The 15,101-nt window shown below is 67.6% G+C and carries 14 protein-coding genes; 13 read left to right on the top strand and 1 reads right to left on the bottom strand.

Going from position 1 to position 15,101, the window contains the following annotated elements:
- Positions 1-77: 77 nt before the first annotated feature.
- Positions 78-269 (bottom strand): 50S ribosomal protein L28, encoded by a 192-nt coding sequence (rpmB, locus tag QSJ18_RS02260; RefSeq protein WP_004023092.1) that lies wholly within the window; start codon positions 267-269, stop codon positions 78-80.
- Positions 270-541: 272 nt separating this feature from the next.
- Here rpmB and QSJ18_RS02255 point away from each other — a divergent pair, with 272 nt between their 5' ends.
- The 13 genes from QSJ18_RS02255 to QSJ18_RS02195 all read left to right on the top strand — a co-directional run bounded on the left by QSJ18_RS02255 (position 542) and on the right by QSJ18_RS02195 (position 15,025).
- A complete protein-coding gene (locus tag QSJ18_RS02255; RefSeq protein WP_286324814.1) occupies positions 542-2,212 on the top strand; it encodes a DAK2 domain-containing protein in 1,671 nt (556 codons plus the stop codon).
- Between the two features lie 34 nt (positions 2,213-2,246).
- On the top strand, positions 2,247-4,493 hold the full coding sequence (gene recG, locus QSJ18_RS02250) for an ATP-dependent DNA helicase RecG (RefSeq protein ID WP_286324582.1): 2,247 nt from the start codon (positions 2,247-2,249) through the stop codon (positions 4,491-4,493).
- A gap of 61 nt (positions 4,494-4,554) precedes the next feature.
- Positions 4,555-5,352, top strand: a complete 798-nt coding sequence (locus QSJ18_RS02245) for an HNH endonuclease family protein (RefSeq protein WP_462475973.1) — start codon at positions 4,555-4,557, stop codon at positions 5,350-5,352.
- Between the two features lie 103 nt (positions 5,353-5,455).
- Positions 5,456-6,739, top strand: coding sequence for a glutamate-5-semialdehyde dehydrogenase (locus QSJ18_RS02240; protein ID WP_286324580.1), 1,284 nt, complete (start codon positions 5,456-5,458; stop codon positions 6,737-6,739).
- Complete coding sequence (locus QSJ18_RS02235; protein WP_286324579.1) at positions 6,739-7,644, top strand: AAA family ATPase; 906 nt, start codon at positions 6,739-6,741, stop codon at positions 7,642-7,644. The genes QSJ18_RS02240 and QSJ18_RS02235 overlap by 1 nt, the downstream gene beginning before the upstream one ends.
- A complete protein-coding gene (locus tag QSJ18_RS02230) occupies positions 7,644-9,041 on the top strand; it encodes a vWA domain-containing protein (protein ID WP_286324578.1) in 1,398 nt (465 codons plus the stop codon). The genes QSJ18_RS02235 and QSJ18_RS02230 overlap by 1 nt, the downstream gene beginning before the upstream one ends.
- Before the next feature lie 62 nt (positions 9,042-9,103).
- A complete protein-coding gene (gene nadD, locus QSJ18_RS02225) occupies positions 9,104-9,814 on the top strand; it encodes a nicotinate-nucleotide adenylyltransferase (RefSeq protein ID WP_286324577.1) in 711 nt (236 codons plus the stop codon).
- Positions 9,811-10,173, top strand: coding sequence for a ribosome silencing factor (gene rsfS, locus QSJ18_RS02220; RefSeq protein ID WP_286324576.1), 363 nt, complete (start codon positions 9,811-9,813; stop codon positions 10,171-10,173). Before nadD ends, rsfS begins: the two co-directional genes overlap by 4 nt.
- Complete coding sequence (locus QSJ18_RS02215; RefSeq protein ID WP_286324575.1) at positions 10,170-10,886, top strand: histidine phosphatase family protein; 717 nt, start codon at positions 10,170-10,172, stop codon at positions 10,884-10,886. The genes rsfS and QSJ18_RS02215 overlap by 4 nt, the downstream gene beginning before the upstream one ends.
- Positions 10,887-10,900: 14 nt before the next feature.
- Positions 10,901-11,611, top strand: coding sequence for a diglucosylglycerate octanoyltransferase (gene octT / locus QSJ18_RS02210; protein ID WP_286324813.1), 711 nt, complete (start codon positions 10,901-10,903; stop codon positions 11,609-11,611).
- Between the two features lie 18 nt (positions 11,612-11,629).
- On the top strand, positions 11,630-12,481 hold the full coding sequence (locus tag QSJ18_RS02205; protein WP_286324574.1) for a DegV family protein: 852 nt from the start codon (positions 11,630-11,632) through the stop codon (positions 12,479-12,481).
- A 96-nt stretch (positions 12,482-12,577) separates the two neighbouring features.
- A complete protein-coding gene (locus tag QSJ18_RS02200) occupies positions 12,578-13,540 on the top strand; it encodes a ComEA family DNA-binding protein (protein ID WP_286324573.1) in 963 nt (320 codons plus the stop codon).
- A gap of 9 nt (positions 13,541-13,549) precedes the next feature.
- Complete coding sequence (locus QSJ18_RS02195) at positions 13,550-15,025, top strand: ComEC/Rec2 family competence protein (protein ID WP_286324572.1); 1,476 nt, start codon at positions 13,550-13,552, stop codon at positions 15,023-15,025.
- Positions 15,026-15,101 lie beyond the last annotated feature (76 nt).

The following is a 15,101-nucleotide window of genomic DNA, read 5'->3' as shown; positions in this document are numbered from 1 at the left end:
CGGTCGGGGTCGGGTCCGTCGATGTCCGAGAACAGCGGGGTCACCCGCGATCAGGGACGAACGTCAGCCGAGGTGACTCAGACTGCGGCGGTCTTGCCGGCCTTCAGGCACGAGGTGCACACGTTCTTGCGCTTCCGGTTGCCCGGGGCGACCTCGACGCGGACCGACTGGATGTTCGGGTTCCAGCGACGGTTGGTCCGGCGGTGCGAATGCGACACCGACTTCCCGAAGCCCGGGCCCTTGCCGCAGATATCGCAAACGGCAGCCATGTCGAACTCCCTTGATCGTTGAATATGGTCTTCGTGGTTCTGCCCGTCGGGACGGCCGGCACAGCGCGGAGCGCGCGCAATTGCCCGGCAGGCAACCCTGCAAGAGTAGCGGGCGGGCACCGGGTCGGCCAAATCAGGTCGGCGAGCGCGGCGGGCCGCCGGTGGCTGTCGGCGCATGCTAGTAATCTCGCACACATCAGACGGTGCGGACCCGGAAGGGCGTCACTGATGGTCGCTGCTTCCGCCAGGGTGACCGCATGTGGCCGATGGCGATGATGGTCGAGAGGGGAATGGTGAGTGCACGGACGTTGAATCCGCAGCTACTGCGTGACTGGGCGCATGCATCCGCCGAGAACCTCACCGAGTTGCGGGGTGAGATCAACGATCTCAACGTGTTCCCGATCCCGGATTCCGACACCGGCAGCAACATGGTCTTCACCATGGCGGCGGCTGCCGACGCCGCCGCGGCGCTACCAGCCGATGCCGAGGTGGCGCAGGTGGCCCGTGCGATGGCCGACGGTGCGGTCGGGGCGGCCCGGGGCAACTCGGGCATCATCCTGTCCCAGGTGCTGGTCGGCTTCGCCGATGCGGCCGAGGTCCTCGGCTCCGGGCCTGAGCTCACCTTCCGTTCGCTGGTCACCTCCGGTCTGCGATTGGCCTCGCGGGCGGCCACACGCGCGGTCAGTGAACCCCGCGAGGGTACGGTTCTCACCTTGATCCGCGTGGCCGCCGACACGGCTGCCGCCGACACCTCCGACTCCGCCAGTGATCTGGCGCGCGCCATCGCCGACGACTGCGCGGAGGCACTCGAACACACCCCGGACCAGCTGCCGGTCCTCGCCGCCGCCGGGGTCGTCGATGCCGGTGGCCGTGGATTCCTGGCCATGCTCGACGCCATGGTCAACGCCCTGACCGGGGTGTCCAACCGCAGGCGGCGCTACCGCGGGATCCTCACCGGCGGCGGAGAACCCGGTCATCCGACCGGCGACACCTGTGCCGATGGCAGCGATATGGACTTCGAGGTGATGTACCTCCTCGACGGTGCGGCCGGTGAGTCGATCGCCGCACTGCGCACCCGGCTCGACCAACTCGGTGACGCGGTGGTGATCGTCGGGGACAGTTCGGCAGGCGACGGTGAACGGTTCTCGGTGCATGTGCACACCTGTGAGCCGGGCGGTGCCGTTCAGGCGGGTGTCGACCTCGGCCATATCTCCGACATCCGGATCAGCTGTTTCGCGCTCGACGCGCTCCGCGCTCAGGTCGACTCGATCGAACCGCCGCCACGCCACAAGCGTGCGGTGGTCGCAGCCGTGCGCGGCGAAGGCGCGGCGGATCTGTTCCGGGAGGCGGGGGCGAGCGTCCTGCGCGCTGACGACGGCCTCACCGCCGAGCAGCTGGCCGCCGCGATTCGCGACACCGACAGCGCACACGTCGTGGTGATGGCCAACGGGGCGCTGCCCTCACAGGAACTGGTCACCGTCGCCACCGAGGTCCGCTCCAACCAGCGTTCCATCGTCACGCTCCCGACCTCATCGATGGCCCAATGTCTGGCGGCGCTGGCCGTTCACGATCCGTCGGAGGAAGCCGACATCGACGCCTACGCGATGGCGGAGGCGGCCGCCGGCACCCGGCTTGGTTCACTGCAGGTCGCCGAGCAGAAGATGATGACGTTGGCGGGTACCTGCGAGGTGGGCGACATCCTCGGACTGATCGGCGACGACGTGCTCGTCGTCGCGCCGGACCAGACCGGTGCAGCCACCGCGCTCATCGATCTGATGCTCGCCACCGGTGGTGAACTCGTCACGGTCCTGGCCGGTTCGGCGGTCGACCGTGAGGCGATCACCGCCATCACCGAACTGATGCGCCGCGGCTATCCGGGTATCGAACTGACCGTCTATGAGACCGGCCAGCACACAGACCTGATCCAGGTGGGCGTGGAATGAGCCGCGGCCTGATACGAGTGGGTGTACGGCACCGGTGATCGCGCTGTCGGATTCCCTGACCGACGTCCTCGGACCGAAAACCGGAGCGGGGCTGGCCTCCCTCGGGCTCGCCACCGTCGGTGAACTCCTGCACTACACTCCGCGCCGCTACGTCCGCCATGGGCAGGGATCGGCGGGCGAGACACCTGAGCCCGGTGAGCATCTGACGATCGTCGGGCGGATCACCAAGGCCGACCTCATCCGGATGAAAAGTCGTAACGGACAGTTCCTCAAGGTCGTTGTCGCAGACAGTAATCGGACCTACGAGGCGACCTTCTTCAACCCGAGGTTCATTCGGCACAAACTCAAGCCCGGGGCCCGTGTGATGATGGCGGGCACGGTGAAGCTCTTCCGTGATCAGATCCAGCTGTCGCACCCGGAGTGGATGGTGCTGCCCGACGGTGATGCCGAGATCGCCGAGGCCGTCGGATCACAGATGCTGGTCGAGATGTACTCCGTCGAGGCCGAGGTCACCGGTACGCAACCGTCTGCTGCGATCGATCTGCTTCAGTCCTTCGACCGGGCGATCCTGCCGATGTATCCGGCCAATCGGGAGATCCAGACCTGGGATATCTGGGGTGCGGTGCGCCGGATCATCGCCGAGATGCCGCCGATGGACGATGCGCTGACCCCGGATGAGCGTGCCCGGCGCGACCTCATCACCACCGCCGACGCACTCACCCGTGTGCACCTGCCCGACACCGACGCCGACATCGAGTCCGCCCGAGCGCGACTGAGGTTCGACGAGGCGCTGGCCATTCAGACCGTTCTCGCGCAACGCAGGCTCGCGGGGCGTAGCGAGTCGGCCCCGCCGTGTCCGCATGTGCCGGGCAGACTGGAGGACCAGCTGCTGGCGCGGTTGCCCTTCCAACTCACCGACGGCCAGCGCGATGTCGTCGCCGAACTCGGTACCGACCTGGCGCGCAACCAGCCGATGAGTCGACTCCTGCAGGGTGAGGTCGGCTCCGGTAAGACCCTCGTCTCGTTGCTGGCGATGTTGCGGGTCGTCGACAACGGATTCCAGTGTGTGATCTTGGCGCCCACCGAGGTTCTTGCCGCACAGCACTATCGGACGATGCGAACGATGTTGGGCGAGTTGGCCGACGGCGGCGAGCTGACGGCCGCCGACGGCGCCACGCAGATCGCGCTGCTCACCGGGTCGATGAAGACGAAGGGTAAGCGGCAGACGCTGCTCGACGTGGTGACCGGTACGGCGGGCATCGTCGTCGGTACGCATGCGCTGCTGGAGGAGAAGGTCGAGTTCTTCGACCTGGGCATGGTGGTGGTCGACGAACAGCACCGGTTCGGTGTCGAACAGCGGGATGTGCTGCGCGGCAAGGGTCGTGACGGGCGCATGCCGCACTTCCTGGTGATGACGGCAACCCCGATCCCGCGCACCGTCGCGATGACCGCCTTCGGTGATCTCGACACCTCGGTGCTGCGCGAGCTGCCGCGCGGACGGCAACCGATCACCACGACGGTTGTGCCGATGGCCAACGAGAAGTGGGTCGAACGGGTCTGGGAGCGTGCCGAGGAGGAGATCGAGGCCGGCAGGCAGGTCTACGTCGTCTGTTCGCGGATCGGCGACGGTGACGACGATCCTGACGCGAAACCGAAAGCCGATGCCCCCAAAACGATCTCGGTGATCGAGCAATACGAGGAACTGCTGGCCGCGCGGCTCGGTGGACGGCGCATCGAATTGCTGCACGGACGCCTGCCCGCCGAGGACAAGAACGCGGTGATGGACGCGTTCGGTCGCGGTGAGGTCGACGTGCTGGTGTCCACGACGGTGATCGAGGTCGGCGTCGACGTCCCAAACGCCACCATGATGGTGATCGTCGACGCTGAGCGATTCGGTGTCAGCCAGCTTCACCAGCTGCGGGGTCGTGTCGGTCGTGGTGGCCACGCCGGATTGTGTCTGCTGATGACGAAGTCGGCGCCGGTGTCGCAGGCGATGGCACGCCTGACCGCGGTCGCCGGGTCGAATGACGGATTCGAACTCGCCCGCGTCGACCTGATGCAGCGTCGCGAAGGTGACGTGCTCGGTTCGCTGCAGTCCGGCGGCACCACGTCGCTGCGGTTCCTGTCGCTTCTCGACGACGCGGATGTCATCGCCGACGCGCGCGTTTTCTCCGAGGAGGTCGTCGGCGCCGATCTGACGCTCAGCGAGCACCGCCCGCTCGCGGATCTCGTCGACGGCATCCTGGTCCCGCACAAGATCGCCTACCTCGACAAGTCCTGACCTCGCGGACCGGTGGAACCGAAGTGCGATTAGGTGCGTCGGTTCAGGTATGGATGTGTCGATCGGGAGACCGAAATCGCATGAGGTGTGGGGTGGTGCGTCGGCGTTTGTACTGTGGCGACGGCGGTGGCGCTACCGCGCGCGGCGCATAGCCCGCGGGGCTGCCGGCGGCTGGTCGTTCCGACGCTGGGTGGTGGTCGGGGTGTGCGTGGTCACCGCGGTGTGCGTCGCGGTCGGCGTGGTTCGCACTCATCGATCCCTGCCGACAGATCCGCGTCTGCGTGCGTTCGCAACTGCACTGATCGTCACCCTGCCCTCAATTCCCGTGCAGCAATCTCGGATTCATCGAGATGACTATCGTCGTGAGGCGTTCGGGGTGGCCTGGACCGATGCCGTGCGCGTGCCTGGTGGGGGTAACGGATGCGACACCCGCAACGACGTGCTGACCCGGGACCTGCGCGACATCCGGGCCGGGCCGGTGTCGAGTTGTCCGCATGCCGTCTTGGCGGGGGAGTTGCACAGTCCCTACACCGGTGAGTTTGTGATGTTCCGGCGAGGCTCCGGGTCGTCGTCGGTGCAGATCGATCACATCGTGCCGCTGGCGTATGCGTGGGATATGGGTGCATGGGCGTGGCCGGCCGAACTTCGGCGCGATTTCGGCAACGATCCGGCGAACCTGGTCGCGGTGGATGCCCGGTCGAACCAGGCCAAGAGCGACGCCGAACCGGGACGATGGATGCCGCCGCGGCACCGCTTCCGGTGTCAGTACGCGGTGCAATTCGTCGTGGTGGTGCGCGCCTACGGTCTGGCTCTCGACGAGGCGTCGCGCCGGGTCCTGGGGCAGGCGCTGCGGTGCTGAGTCCGAGGACGGCCGCGCCCGCGGCGCGTCGGCGTCCCGGCGAGCGGCGCTGGGGAGAAGGTGCTGTGCGGGTGGGGTCGGCGTGCGGCGTTACCCTGGGAGCATGAGCGCACCCACCGCAGAGGCGGCCGTCGTCGGTGACGGCGGCGACATCGAGCAGGTTGTTCGCGAGCTGGCCACCGCGGCCAAGGCAGCATCCCGGAGCCTGGCCGGCCTGACCACGGCGACCAAGAACAAGGTGCTGCTCGCCGCGGCGGCGGCGGTCGAGGCGGCGGTGGATTCTGTTCTCGCCGCGAATGCCGAGGACATCGCGCGCGGTGAGGCGGCCGGGATGGACGCCAGCCTGCTCGACCGGCTCCGGCTGAGCCCCGAACGTGTCGTCGGTATCGCCGACGGTCTGCGTCAGGTCGCCAACCTGCCCGACCCCATCGGTGAGGTGGTCGCAGGTAAGACCCTGCCCAACGGATTGCAGCTGCGGCAGTTGCGCGTGCCGCTGGGCGTCGTCGGCATCGTCTACGAGGCCCGGCCCAACGTGACCGTCGATGCCTTCGGTATCTCCTTCAAGTCGGGAAATGCGGTGCTGCTCCGCGGTTCCTCGTCGGCGGCGTCGTCGAACACCGAACTCGTGCGCGTACTGCGGGAGACTCTGACCGCGAACAACGTCAGTGCCGACGCGGTGGCGCTGCTGCCCAGCGAAGACCGCTCGAGCGTTACCCACCTGATTCGGGCGCGTGGTCTCGTCGATGTCGTCATCCCGCGTGGTGGTGCCGGACTGATCAACGCGGTGGTCACCAACGCGACGGTGCCGACCATCGAGACCGGCACCGGCAACTGCCACGTCTATGTGCATGCGCTGGCCGACCTCGACGTCGCCGCCCGAGTGATCCTCAACTCCAAGACCCGGCGGCCGAGCGTCTGCAACACCGCCGAGACCGTCCTCATCGACAAAGCGGTCGCCGCAGACGCACTCCCGCGGATCGTGTCGGTCCTGCAGGCGCAGGGCGTGGTCATCCACGGCGACGAGCCAGGTATGGAACCGGCCACCGAGACCGACTGGTCCGAGGAATACCTGTCGCTGGACATCGCGATGAAGGTCGTCGACGGTCTCGACGCCGCGGTCGCCCACATCGACACCTACGGCACCGGCCACACCGAGGCGATCATCACCACCGACCTTGCCGCCGCCGACGAGTTCACCCGACGGGTCGATGCCGCCGCGGTGATGGTCAACGCATCGACCGCCTTCACCGATGGGGAGCAGTTCGGATTCGGTGCCGAGATCGGCATCTCGACCCAGAAGCTGCATGCCCGGGGCCCGATGGGCCTGCCCGAGCTGACCTCGACGAAGTGGATCGTCTGGGGCAACGGCCATGTGCGGCCCGCCTGATGACCACCCCAGCGCCCGGCGTTGAGCCGGCTTTCACCGGTGTCGACGATGTCCTGGCTCGTCTGCGTGCGACCGGCTACATCTCCGACGACGCCACCGCCACCTCGACCTTCCTCGCCGACCGGCTCGGGAAACCGCTGCTGATCGAGGGACCCGCGGGTGTCGGCAAGACGGAGCTCGCCCGGGCGATCACCGCGGCCACCGACGCCGAACTGATCCGGCTGCAGTGCTATGAGGGCATCGATGAGGCGCGGGCCCTCTACGAGTGGAACCACGCCAAGCAGATCCTGCACATCCAGGCCACCGGCAGCCGCGCGTGGGATGAGGCCAAGGCCGACATCTTCTCCGACGAATTCCTGCTGCCCCGACCACTCCTGAAGGCCATCTCGGCAGCCGGACGCACGGTGCTGCTCATCGATGAGGTGGACAAGGCCGACGTCGACATCGAAGGCCTGTTGTTGGAGGTACTCAGCGATTTCGCGATCACCATTCCTGAGAAGGGGACCGTGACCGCGGTCCGCAGGCCGATCGTGTTGCTGACGTCCAACGCTACCCGCGAACTGTCCGAGGCCCTGAAGCGTCGCTGCCTGTATCTGTACATCGACTTCCCAGATGCGGTGCGCGAGAAGGAGATCCTGGCCTCCCGGGTGCCAGGTCTCACCGATGCGCTGGCGAGTGAACTCGTGCGGATCGTCGGGGTACTGCGCGATCTCGACATCCGGAAGAAGCCGTCGGTCGCGGAGACCATCGACTGGGCCAACACACTGTTGGCGCTGGGCGCCGGGACCGATGCGGCAATTGCCGCGGGTCGGCTCGACAGCGGCCTGATCGCGCGGACGCTCGGCGTCGTGCTCAAACATCGTCCCGATCTGACGACCGCGCTCAAAGAACTCAAGCTCGGCTGATGACCGCTCCGCTCGTCGCGCATCTCACCGATTTCGTCGATGAGTTGCGCCGTCGCGGCATCGACGTCGGGCCGTCGAATCTGATCGACGCGGCCTCCGCGATGGCGGTGCTCGACCTGCTCGATCGGTCCCAGCTGCGGGAGGGGCTGGCCGCGACCCTCGTCGACGATCACACCCACCGCGGGGTGTTCGACCGCGTCTTCGACCTGTGGTTCCCGGTCGCTATGGGAAAGCGCACCGTGGCAACCGAATTGCCTCGCACCGAGGACGGCGAGATCGACGTCGATGCGGTGCGGGAGATGCTCGCGGAACTGCTCGCCGACGACCAGGCCGCCACCGATGGCCGTCTCACCGAGATGGTCGCGATGATCGTCGACGGCATGGGCAGTTACGACTCCGCGCGTGGGCAGGCGTTCTCGGCCTATCAGGCGTTGTCCGCGGTGAGTCCGCAGACGCTGATCGCGAAGATCGCGGCGGCGATGGCCGCGGGGGACACCGACGACGAGACGGGCCGGGCCGGGACGCAGCCGCTGTACCGTGCCGCCGCGCGCGCCCGCAGCGCGGATCTCCGCGCAGCGATCGAACGCGAGACCCAGCGTCGGATGGCCGACCGCAACGGCCGCGACAAGGTCGGCGAATATGCGGTGCCGCAACTGCCGGAGAATATGAACTTCCTGTCCGCGGGTGCACGTGAGCAGGTGGAGATCCGGCGCACCATCGAACCGCTGGCCCGGTTGCTCGCCGCCAAGCTGGAGATCCGTCGGCGTCGGGCTCATCGCGGTGCCGTCGATGTGCGCAAGACGCTGCGCGCATCGATGTCCACCGGTGGGGTACCGATCGAGCTGACCCATCGAAAACCCCGGCCGGGACGTCCCGAACTCATCATCGTCTGCGATGTGTCCGGCTCGGTGGCCGGGTTCAGCCAGTTCACCCTGCGCCTGGTCTACGCACTGCGGCAACAGTTCTCGAAGGTCCGGGTGTTCGCCTTCGTGGACACCGTCGACGAGGTGACCGACTTTTTCGATCGGGGCACCGAGGATTTCGGCGCGGCGATGCACGAGATGCTGGCCACCGCCAAGATCAGTACCCGCGACGGGCATTCCGACTACGGCAACATGCTGCGCGGATTCGTCGCCGAGTACGGGGACACGCTCACCCATCGCGGTGCGCTGATGATCCTCGGCGATGCCCGTAACAACTTCCATGACACCCGGGTGGCGGCGCTTCGGCAACTGGTGGACCAGGCGCGTCACGCCTACTGGCTCAACCCGGAGGCCCAGACGCTGTGGGGGACGGGCGACTCCGATGCCGACGTCTATGCCGATGCGATCGAGATGTTCGAATGCCGCAACGCGACGCAGTTGGGCCGGGTCATCGCCGATCTGCTGCCGGTGTGAGCAGGGTGCAGGCGTTACCGGTGCGCACCGGCGACCCCGCCCACCGGCTAGACTCAGCCTCCATGTCCGTTGACCGCCCGCGTGCGCGCCGCATCGGCGTCATGGGTGGCACCTTCGATCCGATTCACAACGGCCACCTGGTGGCCGCCAGTGAGGTCGCGCATCGTTTCGCCCTCGACGAGGTGGTCTTCGTGCCGACGGGTCGTCCGTGGCAGAAGCTCGACGAGAAGAAGGCCCAGGTCTCCCCGGCCGAGGACCGCTACCTGATGACGGTTATCGCGACTGCGTCGAATCCGCGGTTCTCCGTCAGCCGCGTCGATATCGACCGGGACGGCGACACCTACACCGTCGACACCCTGCGTGATCTGCACTCCCTGCTGCCCGACGCCCAGCTCTACTTCATCACCGGCGCCGACGCCCTCGAGTCGATCCTGTCCTGGCAGGACTGGGAAGAGCTGTTCGAACTGGCCCGGTTCGTTGGTGTCAGCCGCCCCGGCTACGAGTTACATGCCAAACACCTGGCCAAACACCTGGAAACCCTGCCTCCCGATACCCTGCAGATGCTGGAGATCCCGGCCCTGTCCATCTCGTCGACGGAATGCCGCGTGCGGGCGAGTCAGGGCCGACCGGTCTGGTATCTGGTGCCCGACGGGGTGGTGCAGTACATCGCCAAACGCAAGCTGTATCGAACGCCGCGCGCGTCCTCACCGGGCGTCTCGGCACCCCGAGCAGATCGAGAAGCCGCTTCCGGCTCAACGAAAGGACCCCTGTGACTGCGTCAGCAGAGTCGCTGGACATGGCGCGGATCGCCGCGCTCGCCGCGGCGGACAAACTCGCCCACGACGTCACCGTCATCGATGTCTCCGAACAGTTGGTGATCACCGACGCCTTCGTGATCGCCTCCGCGGACAACGAACGCCAGGTCAACGCGATCGTCGACGAGGTCGAGGACAAACTCCGCGAAGCGGGGTACAAGCCGATCCGGCGGGAGGGCACGCGCGAGGGCCGCTGGGCGCTGCTGGACTACACCGACATCGTGGTGCACATCCAGCATTCCGACGAGCGGCATTTCTATGCGCTCGAACAGCTGTGGAAGGACTGTCCGGTCGTCGAGGTGGACGGTATCTCGTGAGCGGTGGTCCCGACACTCACGACACCGCCGTCGAGCGGCTCACGCCGGTGGTGCGCCGGCTGATTCTGCTGCGACACGGACAGACCGAGTACAACGCGGGCAGCCGGATGCAGGGCCAACTCGACACCGACCTCAGTGATCTGGGTGTGGCGCAGGCACGTAACGCCGCGCAGGAACTGGCCAAGCGCTCGCCGCTCTACATCCGGTCGTCGGATCTACGACGCGCCCGCGACACCGCCGAGGCCCTGGCGGCGGCGGTCGGACAGCATGAGGTCGACACCGATGTGCGGCTGCGCGAAACCCATCTGGGCGAGTGGCAGGGGATGACCCACCTCGAGGTCGACGATGTCATGCCGAGCGCGCGGGCGATTTGGCGCGACGACGCGACCTGGCCGCCGCCGGGCGGGGAGAGCCGGGTGGACGTCGCGGTGCGTGCCACACCCGTCGTCGACGAACTCATCGAGTCGTTGCCGGAGTGGGGATCGGGGGCCAATCCTGAGGCGCCGGTGGTGCTGGTCGCCCACGGCGGGGTGATCGCCGCGATGACCGCTGCATTGCTGGCGTTGCCGGTGGAGAAGTGGCCGGTGTTCGGCGGGCTCGCGAACACCAGTTGGGTGCAGTTGTCCGGACACGGCGTACCGGGGGCTGCCCCGCGCTGGCGTCTAGATGTGTGGAACGCCTCCGCACAAGACTCGGATGCGGCGATCCAGTGAACGCCCGCAACGTCATGGTCCTGTCCGATTCGCTGGCCTACTACGGTCCGACCGGCGGACTGCCGGCGAACGATCCGCGTATCTGGCCGACGCTGGTTGGCGAGAAATGCGGTGCACCGGTGCGGCTGTTCGGCCGGATCGGCTGGACCAGCCGCGACATTTGGTGGGCTCTGACCCAAGATCCCAACATCTGGGCGGCCGTGCCCGACGCCGATGTCGTGGTGCTGGCCTTCGGTGGTATGGACAGTCTGCCGTCGCCGCTGCCCACCGCACTGCGCGAACAGATCCGGTACCTGCGTCCCAACGGGCTGCGGCAGATCGTGCGGAACGGCTATCAGTGGGTGCAGCCGCGCGCCTCGCGGCTCGGCTGGCCGGTGGCGTTGCCGCCGGCGGTGACGGTCGAGTATCTGGAGAAGATCCGCTCGGCGCTGGCACAGTTGCGCCCGGATCTGGAGATTCTGCTGTGCCTGCCCCCGACGCACGCCAGCCCGTACTACGGCAACGTGCATTCTGGGCGTATCCCGACGACCGCGGCGATGTCTTCGTGGGCCGCTGAACATCAGATCCGATGCGTGGACTTCTACCCGGCGACCCGCGACGCCTTCGCCGACGACGCGGTGGAGATGAACCCGGACGGAATCCACTGGGGGTTCGAATGTCACCGCGCGATCGCCGACGTCGTCGCCGAAGCGGTGCTGTGCACCCCAGATGGCGTCACCCGGTGAAGCAGCTAACGTAGAGCCGTGCCTGTCGTCGTCGTCACCGATTCCTCGTCGCGGTTGCCCGCCTCGGTCGCCGAGTATTACGGCATCCGGCAGGTGCCACTGCATCTGGCACTCGATGGTGTCGACTATCGGGAGGGTGTCGACGAGATGCCTGCGGATTTGTTGTCGTCATCCGGGGTCACGACGTCGGGGGCGAATCCCCATGAGCTCAACGAGGCGTTCGGCGAGGCCCTGGAGGCGTCGGAGGGGGCCGGGGTGGTGGCCGTGCACATGTCCCGCCGGTTGTCGGGCACATGGGGTGCCGCGCGACTGGCTGCCGAGAAGTTCTCCGGACAGGTGCGCGTCGTCGATTCACGTTCGGTGGGCCTGGCGGTCGGGTTCGCGGCCATCGCCGCCGTGCAGGCCGCGGGGGCGGGTGCCGATCGTGACCGGGTCTATGAGTCGGCGATCCGTCAGGCGGCGACGGTCGATTCACTTCTGTGTGTGCAACAGCTGGACAATCTGCGCAACAGTGGCCGGATCAGCGCGGCAGGCAAACTGCTCGGCTCGGCACTCGCCATCAAACCGATCCTGCATCTCGCCGACGGCGCGTTGGTGCTCAAGGAACGGCACCGCACCTTTTCCAAGGCCTTCGCCAAGATGGTCGACGCCGCAGTGGAATCCGCGGCCGGGCGGGAGGTGACGATCGGTATCCAGCATTGTGAGGCCGCCGACTCCGCCGCCGAACTCGCCGAGCAGCTGATGTCGCGGGTGCGGGTGGTGACCTCCCAGATCACCGTTGATCTCGGTCCGATCCTGGGCTGCCATGTCGGTCCGGGGGCGGTGGGTGCGGTGATCGCTACGCACCTCGATCCGATCCAAGGTATCTGAGTTCCTCGATCCACAACCACGGCCTCATCCACAATCGGGTGGATCTGCTTGGGCGGTGCCCGGATTCGACGGTTTCGCGGCCTAGCGTGATGCGGCATGAGCGAATCAGTAGGGCGCAGCCCGCTCGATCGACTGCTTCCGGTGCATGACATTCCGGCTCCCGCCGATGATGAGACCGCCGACGATGTGACCTTCGGCGACCCTGCAGGCCTGGGGGACGGGCCGCGGTGGGGCATCGGGGCGATGCCGTCTTGGCTCGATCCGGATGCGCTCGCCGAGCAGCAACCGCAGCAGCGATTCGACTCGGACGGGAACTCGAACCCGGCCGACGATGACGACAACCCTGGTGGCATAAAACGTTTCGCGGTTGCGCCACCCGCCGCCATTGCGCTGATCGCCGTCGGTGTGATCGCTTGCGTGATAGCCGGTTTCGGTCTGTTTACCGAATCGGACGACACCCCGGCCGTCGACTTCATGACCACCGCAGGCCCCACTACGGGAGCCGCAGCACCGTCGGCGCCGGCCGCACCGCAGAGCACGGCGGCGCAGATAGTGGTCAGCGTCGTTGGGCTGGTACACCGTCCGGGCCTGGTCCGGCTGGCGCCGGGGGCCCGTGTGGCCGACGCCCTCGCAGCGGCGGGCGAACCGCGCGCGGGTGCCGACGTGTTGTCGCTGAACCTCGCTCAGCCGGTACGCGATGGAGACCAGATCCTGGTCGGCTACGGAGGTGGGCCCGGGCAGATCGCGGTTCGCAGCGCGGTAATCCCGGCTGACGGGTCGTCGCGGTCGCCGGGAGCGTCCGTCGATCCATCCGGCGGCAGTTCGACGGCGCCCGGGGTCGCACGCGGTGCCGACCAGCCCGACGCCGACCGTGTCGACCTGAACACCGCCACCGAGGCCGACCTCGACGCGCTGCCCGGGGTGGGGCCGGTCACCGCCAAGGCGATCATTGCGTGGCGCACCAGTCACGGGCGCTTCGCGTCGGTGGATCAGTTGGGTGAAGTCGACGGGATCGGACCCGGCAAACTCGCGAAGCTTCGGGATCGGGTGACCGTCTAGGCGGCGACGATGGATCTGCGTCTGCTGATTCCGGCCCTGGCGGTGTGGGCGACGTCGATCGTCGGGTTGCTCGCGCCGGTCGCGGTGACGGTCGGTGTCGCGGCGGGCGGTCTGAGCGTCGGGGCGGTCGCGGTCTGGTGCGTCGCGCGGGGGCGGGTGAGCTGGCGCGGTGTCGGCATCGTGATCGTCGGCGCGGGCCTGACGGCGACGTGCGCCACCGCGCTGGCGCTTCGTCAGGAGATGCGCGCCGACCATCCGCTGGCGCACATGTCGGGCAAGGTGACGGTCACGGTCGTGGTGACCGACGACCCGGTTGTGGTGGGCGCGCAGCGATTCGGTCGAGTCCGGACGCGGGTGGCGGTGGAGATGGTGGGTCCGCGCGCGGTCCGTGCGGCCGACGCCGAACTCGTCGCCGACGAGCAATCGTGGTCGGGGTTGCTGCCGGGGCAGCGGGTGCGCACCCTGGTCCGGGTACGCCCGCCACCACGCGGCACCCTACTGGTGGCTTCGCTGACCGCCTCCGGTACCCCGACCCTTATCGGGCAGCCGCCCGGATATCAGCGGGTCGCCGGCCTTATCCGTGACCGGCTGCAGGTCAACAGTTCCCGGGCGCTCGGAGCCGAATCTGCCGGGCTACTCCCGGGACTCGTCCTCGGCGATGTGCGTGGTCTCGACCCGGACACCAAGGCTGACTTCCGTGCCGCGGGCCTGACGCACTTATGCGCGGTATCCGGTAGTAACTTCGCAATCATCTGTGGCGCAGTACTACTGGCGGTTCGATCGGCGGGTGCTTCGCCACGGGTGGCGGCGATTCTGGGAATGCTGACGATCGTCGGATTCGTGATCCTGGTGCGGCCATCACCGAGTGTCATCCGGGCGGCATTGATGGGTGCAGTGGGATTGTTGGCGTTGGTGTCCGCACGGCGGGCGCAAGCCTTTCCGGCGCTCGGTGCGGCAGTGGTGGCCGGGTTGTTGTGGTGGCCGGAGCTCGCACTGCAACCGGGATTCGCGCTGTCGGTGGCCGCGACATGTGGTCTGGTCCTGTGGGCCGGAACACTGGCGGAGTGGCTGCGAGCCCGGCGGATTCCGGTGGGGGTCGCCGAGGTCGCCGCGATGGCGGTGGCCGCGCAGGTGGTGACTGCGCCGATCGTGGCGATGGTGGCCGGTACGTTCTCGGTGGTTGGTATCGTGGCGAATCTGCTTGTCGCGCCGGTGGTTGCGGTCATCAGCGTGGTGGGCACCCTCGCCGCTCTGATCGGGGTACTCGGTCCGCCGGACGGGGTGGGGGCGGCGATCGCCGAGTTGTTGTTGCGCAGTCTCGGGCCTGAGCTGTGGTGGATGACCGGTGTCGCCCGGGTGCTGGCCGGTCCGGGCTGGGCGACCGTCGAGGTGCCCGACGGTGTGGTGGGTGCGATGGTCGTGTCGGCGGCGATGGTGGTCATCATTGTGGCGGCGCGGTTCGTGGTGGGCAGGGTTCGTCGGTAGGAATACCAAAAACCACGATCGGCGGTGAGCCGATCGTGGTTCTCGGTTGACCTCCGGAGCCGGTGCGCCGGAGGCA

The organism is Gordonia heveisoli, assembly GCF_030315745.1.
Lineage (GTDB): Bacteria > Actinomycetota > Actinomycetes > Mycobacteriales > Mycobacteriaceae > Gordonia.
Note: the sequence above shows the minus strand (reverse complement) of the source record. Positions and strands in the feature narration are given on the sequence as shown.

Coding starts and splice junctions, on each gene's coding strand:
- QSJ18_RS02235 (WP_286324579.1), top strand. CDS start 6,739: ATGACCACCCCAGCGCCCGGCGTTGAGCCGGCTTTCACCGGTGTCGAC.
- octT (WP_286324813.1), top strand. CDS start 10,901: ATGGTCCTGTCCGATTCGCTGGCCTACTACGGTCCGACCGGCGGACTG.
- QSJ18_RS02200 (WP_286324573.1), top strand. CDS start 12,578: ATGAGCGAATCAGTAGGGCGCAGCCCGCTCGATCGACTGCTTCCGGTG.
- QSJ18_RS02195 (WP_286324572.1), top strand. CDS start 13,550: ATGGATCTGCGTCTGCTGATTCCGGCCCTGGCGGTGTGGGCGACGTCG.
- QSJ18_RS02230 (WP_286324578.1), top strand. CDS start 7,644: ATGACCGCTCCGCTCGTCGCGCATCTCACCGATTTCGTCGATGAGTTG.
- rpmB (WP_004023092.1), bottom strand. CDS start 269: ATGGCTGCCGTTTGCGATATCTGCGGCAAGGGCCCGGGCTTCGGGAAG.
- nadD (WP_286324577.1), top strand. CDS start 9,104: ATGTCCGTTGACCGCCCGCGTGCGCGCCGCATCGGCGTCATGGGTGGC.
- QSJ18_RS02240 (WP_286324580.1), top strand. CDS start 5,456: ATGAGCGCACCCACCGCAGAGGCGGCCGTCGTCGGTGACGGCGGCGAC.
- QSJ18_RS02255 (WP_286324814.1), top strand. CDS start 542: ATGATGGTCGAGAGGGGAATGGTGAGTGCACGGACGTTGAATCCGCAG.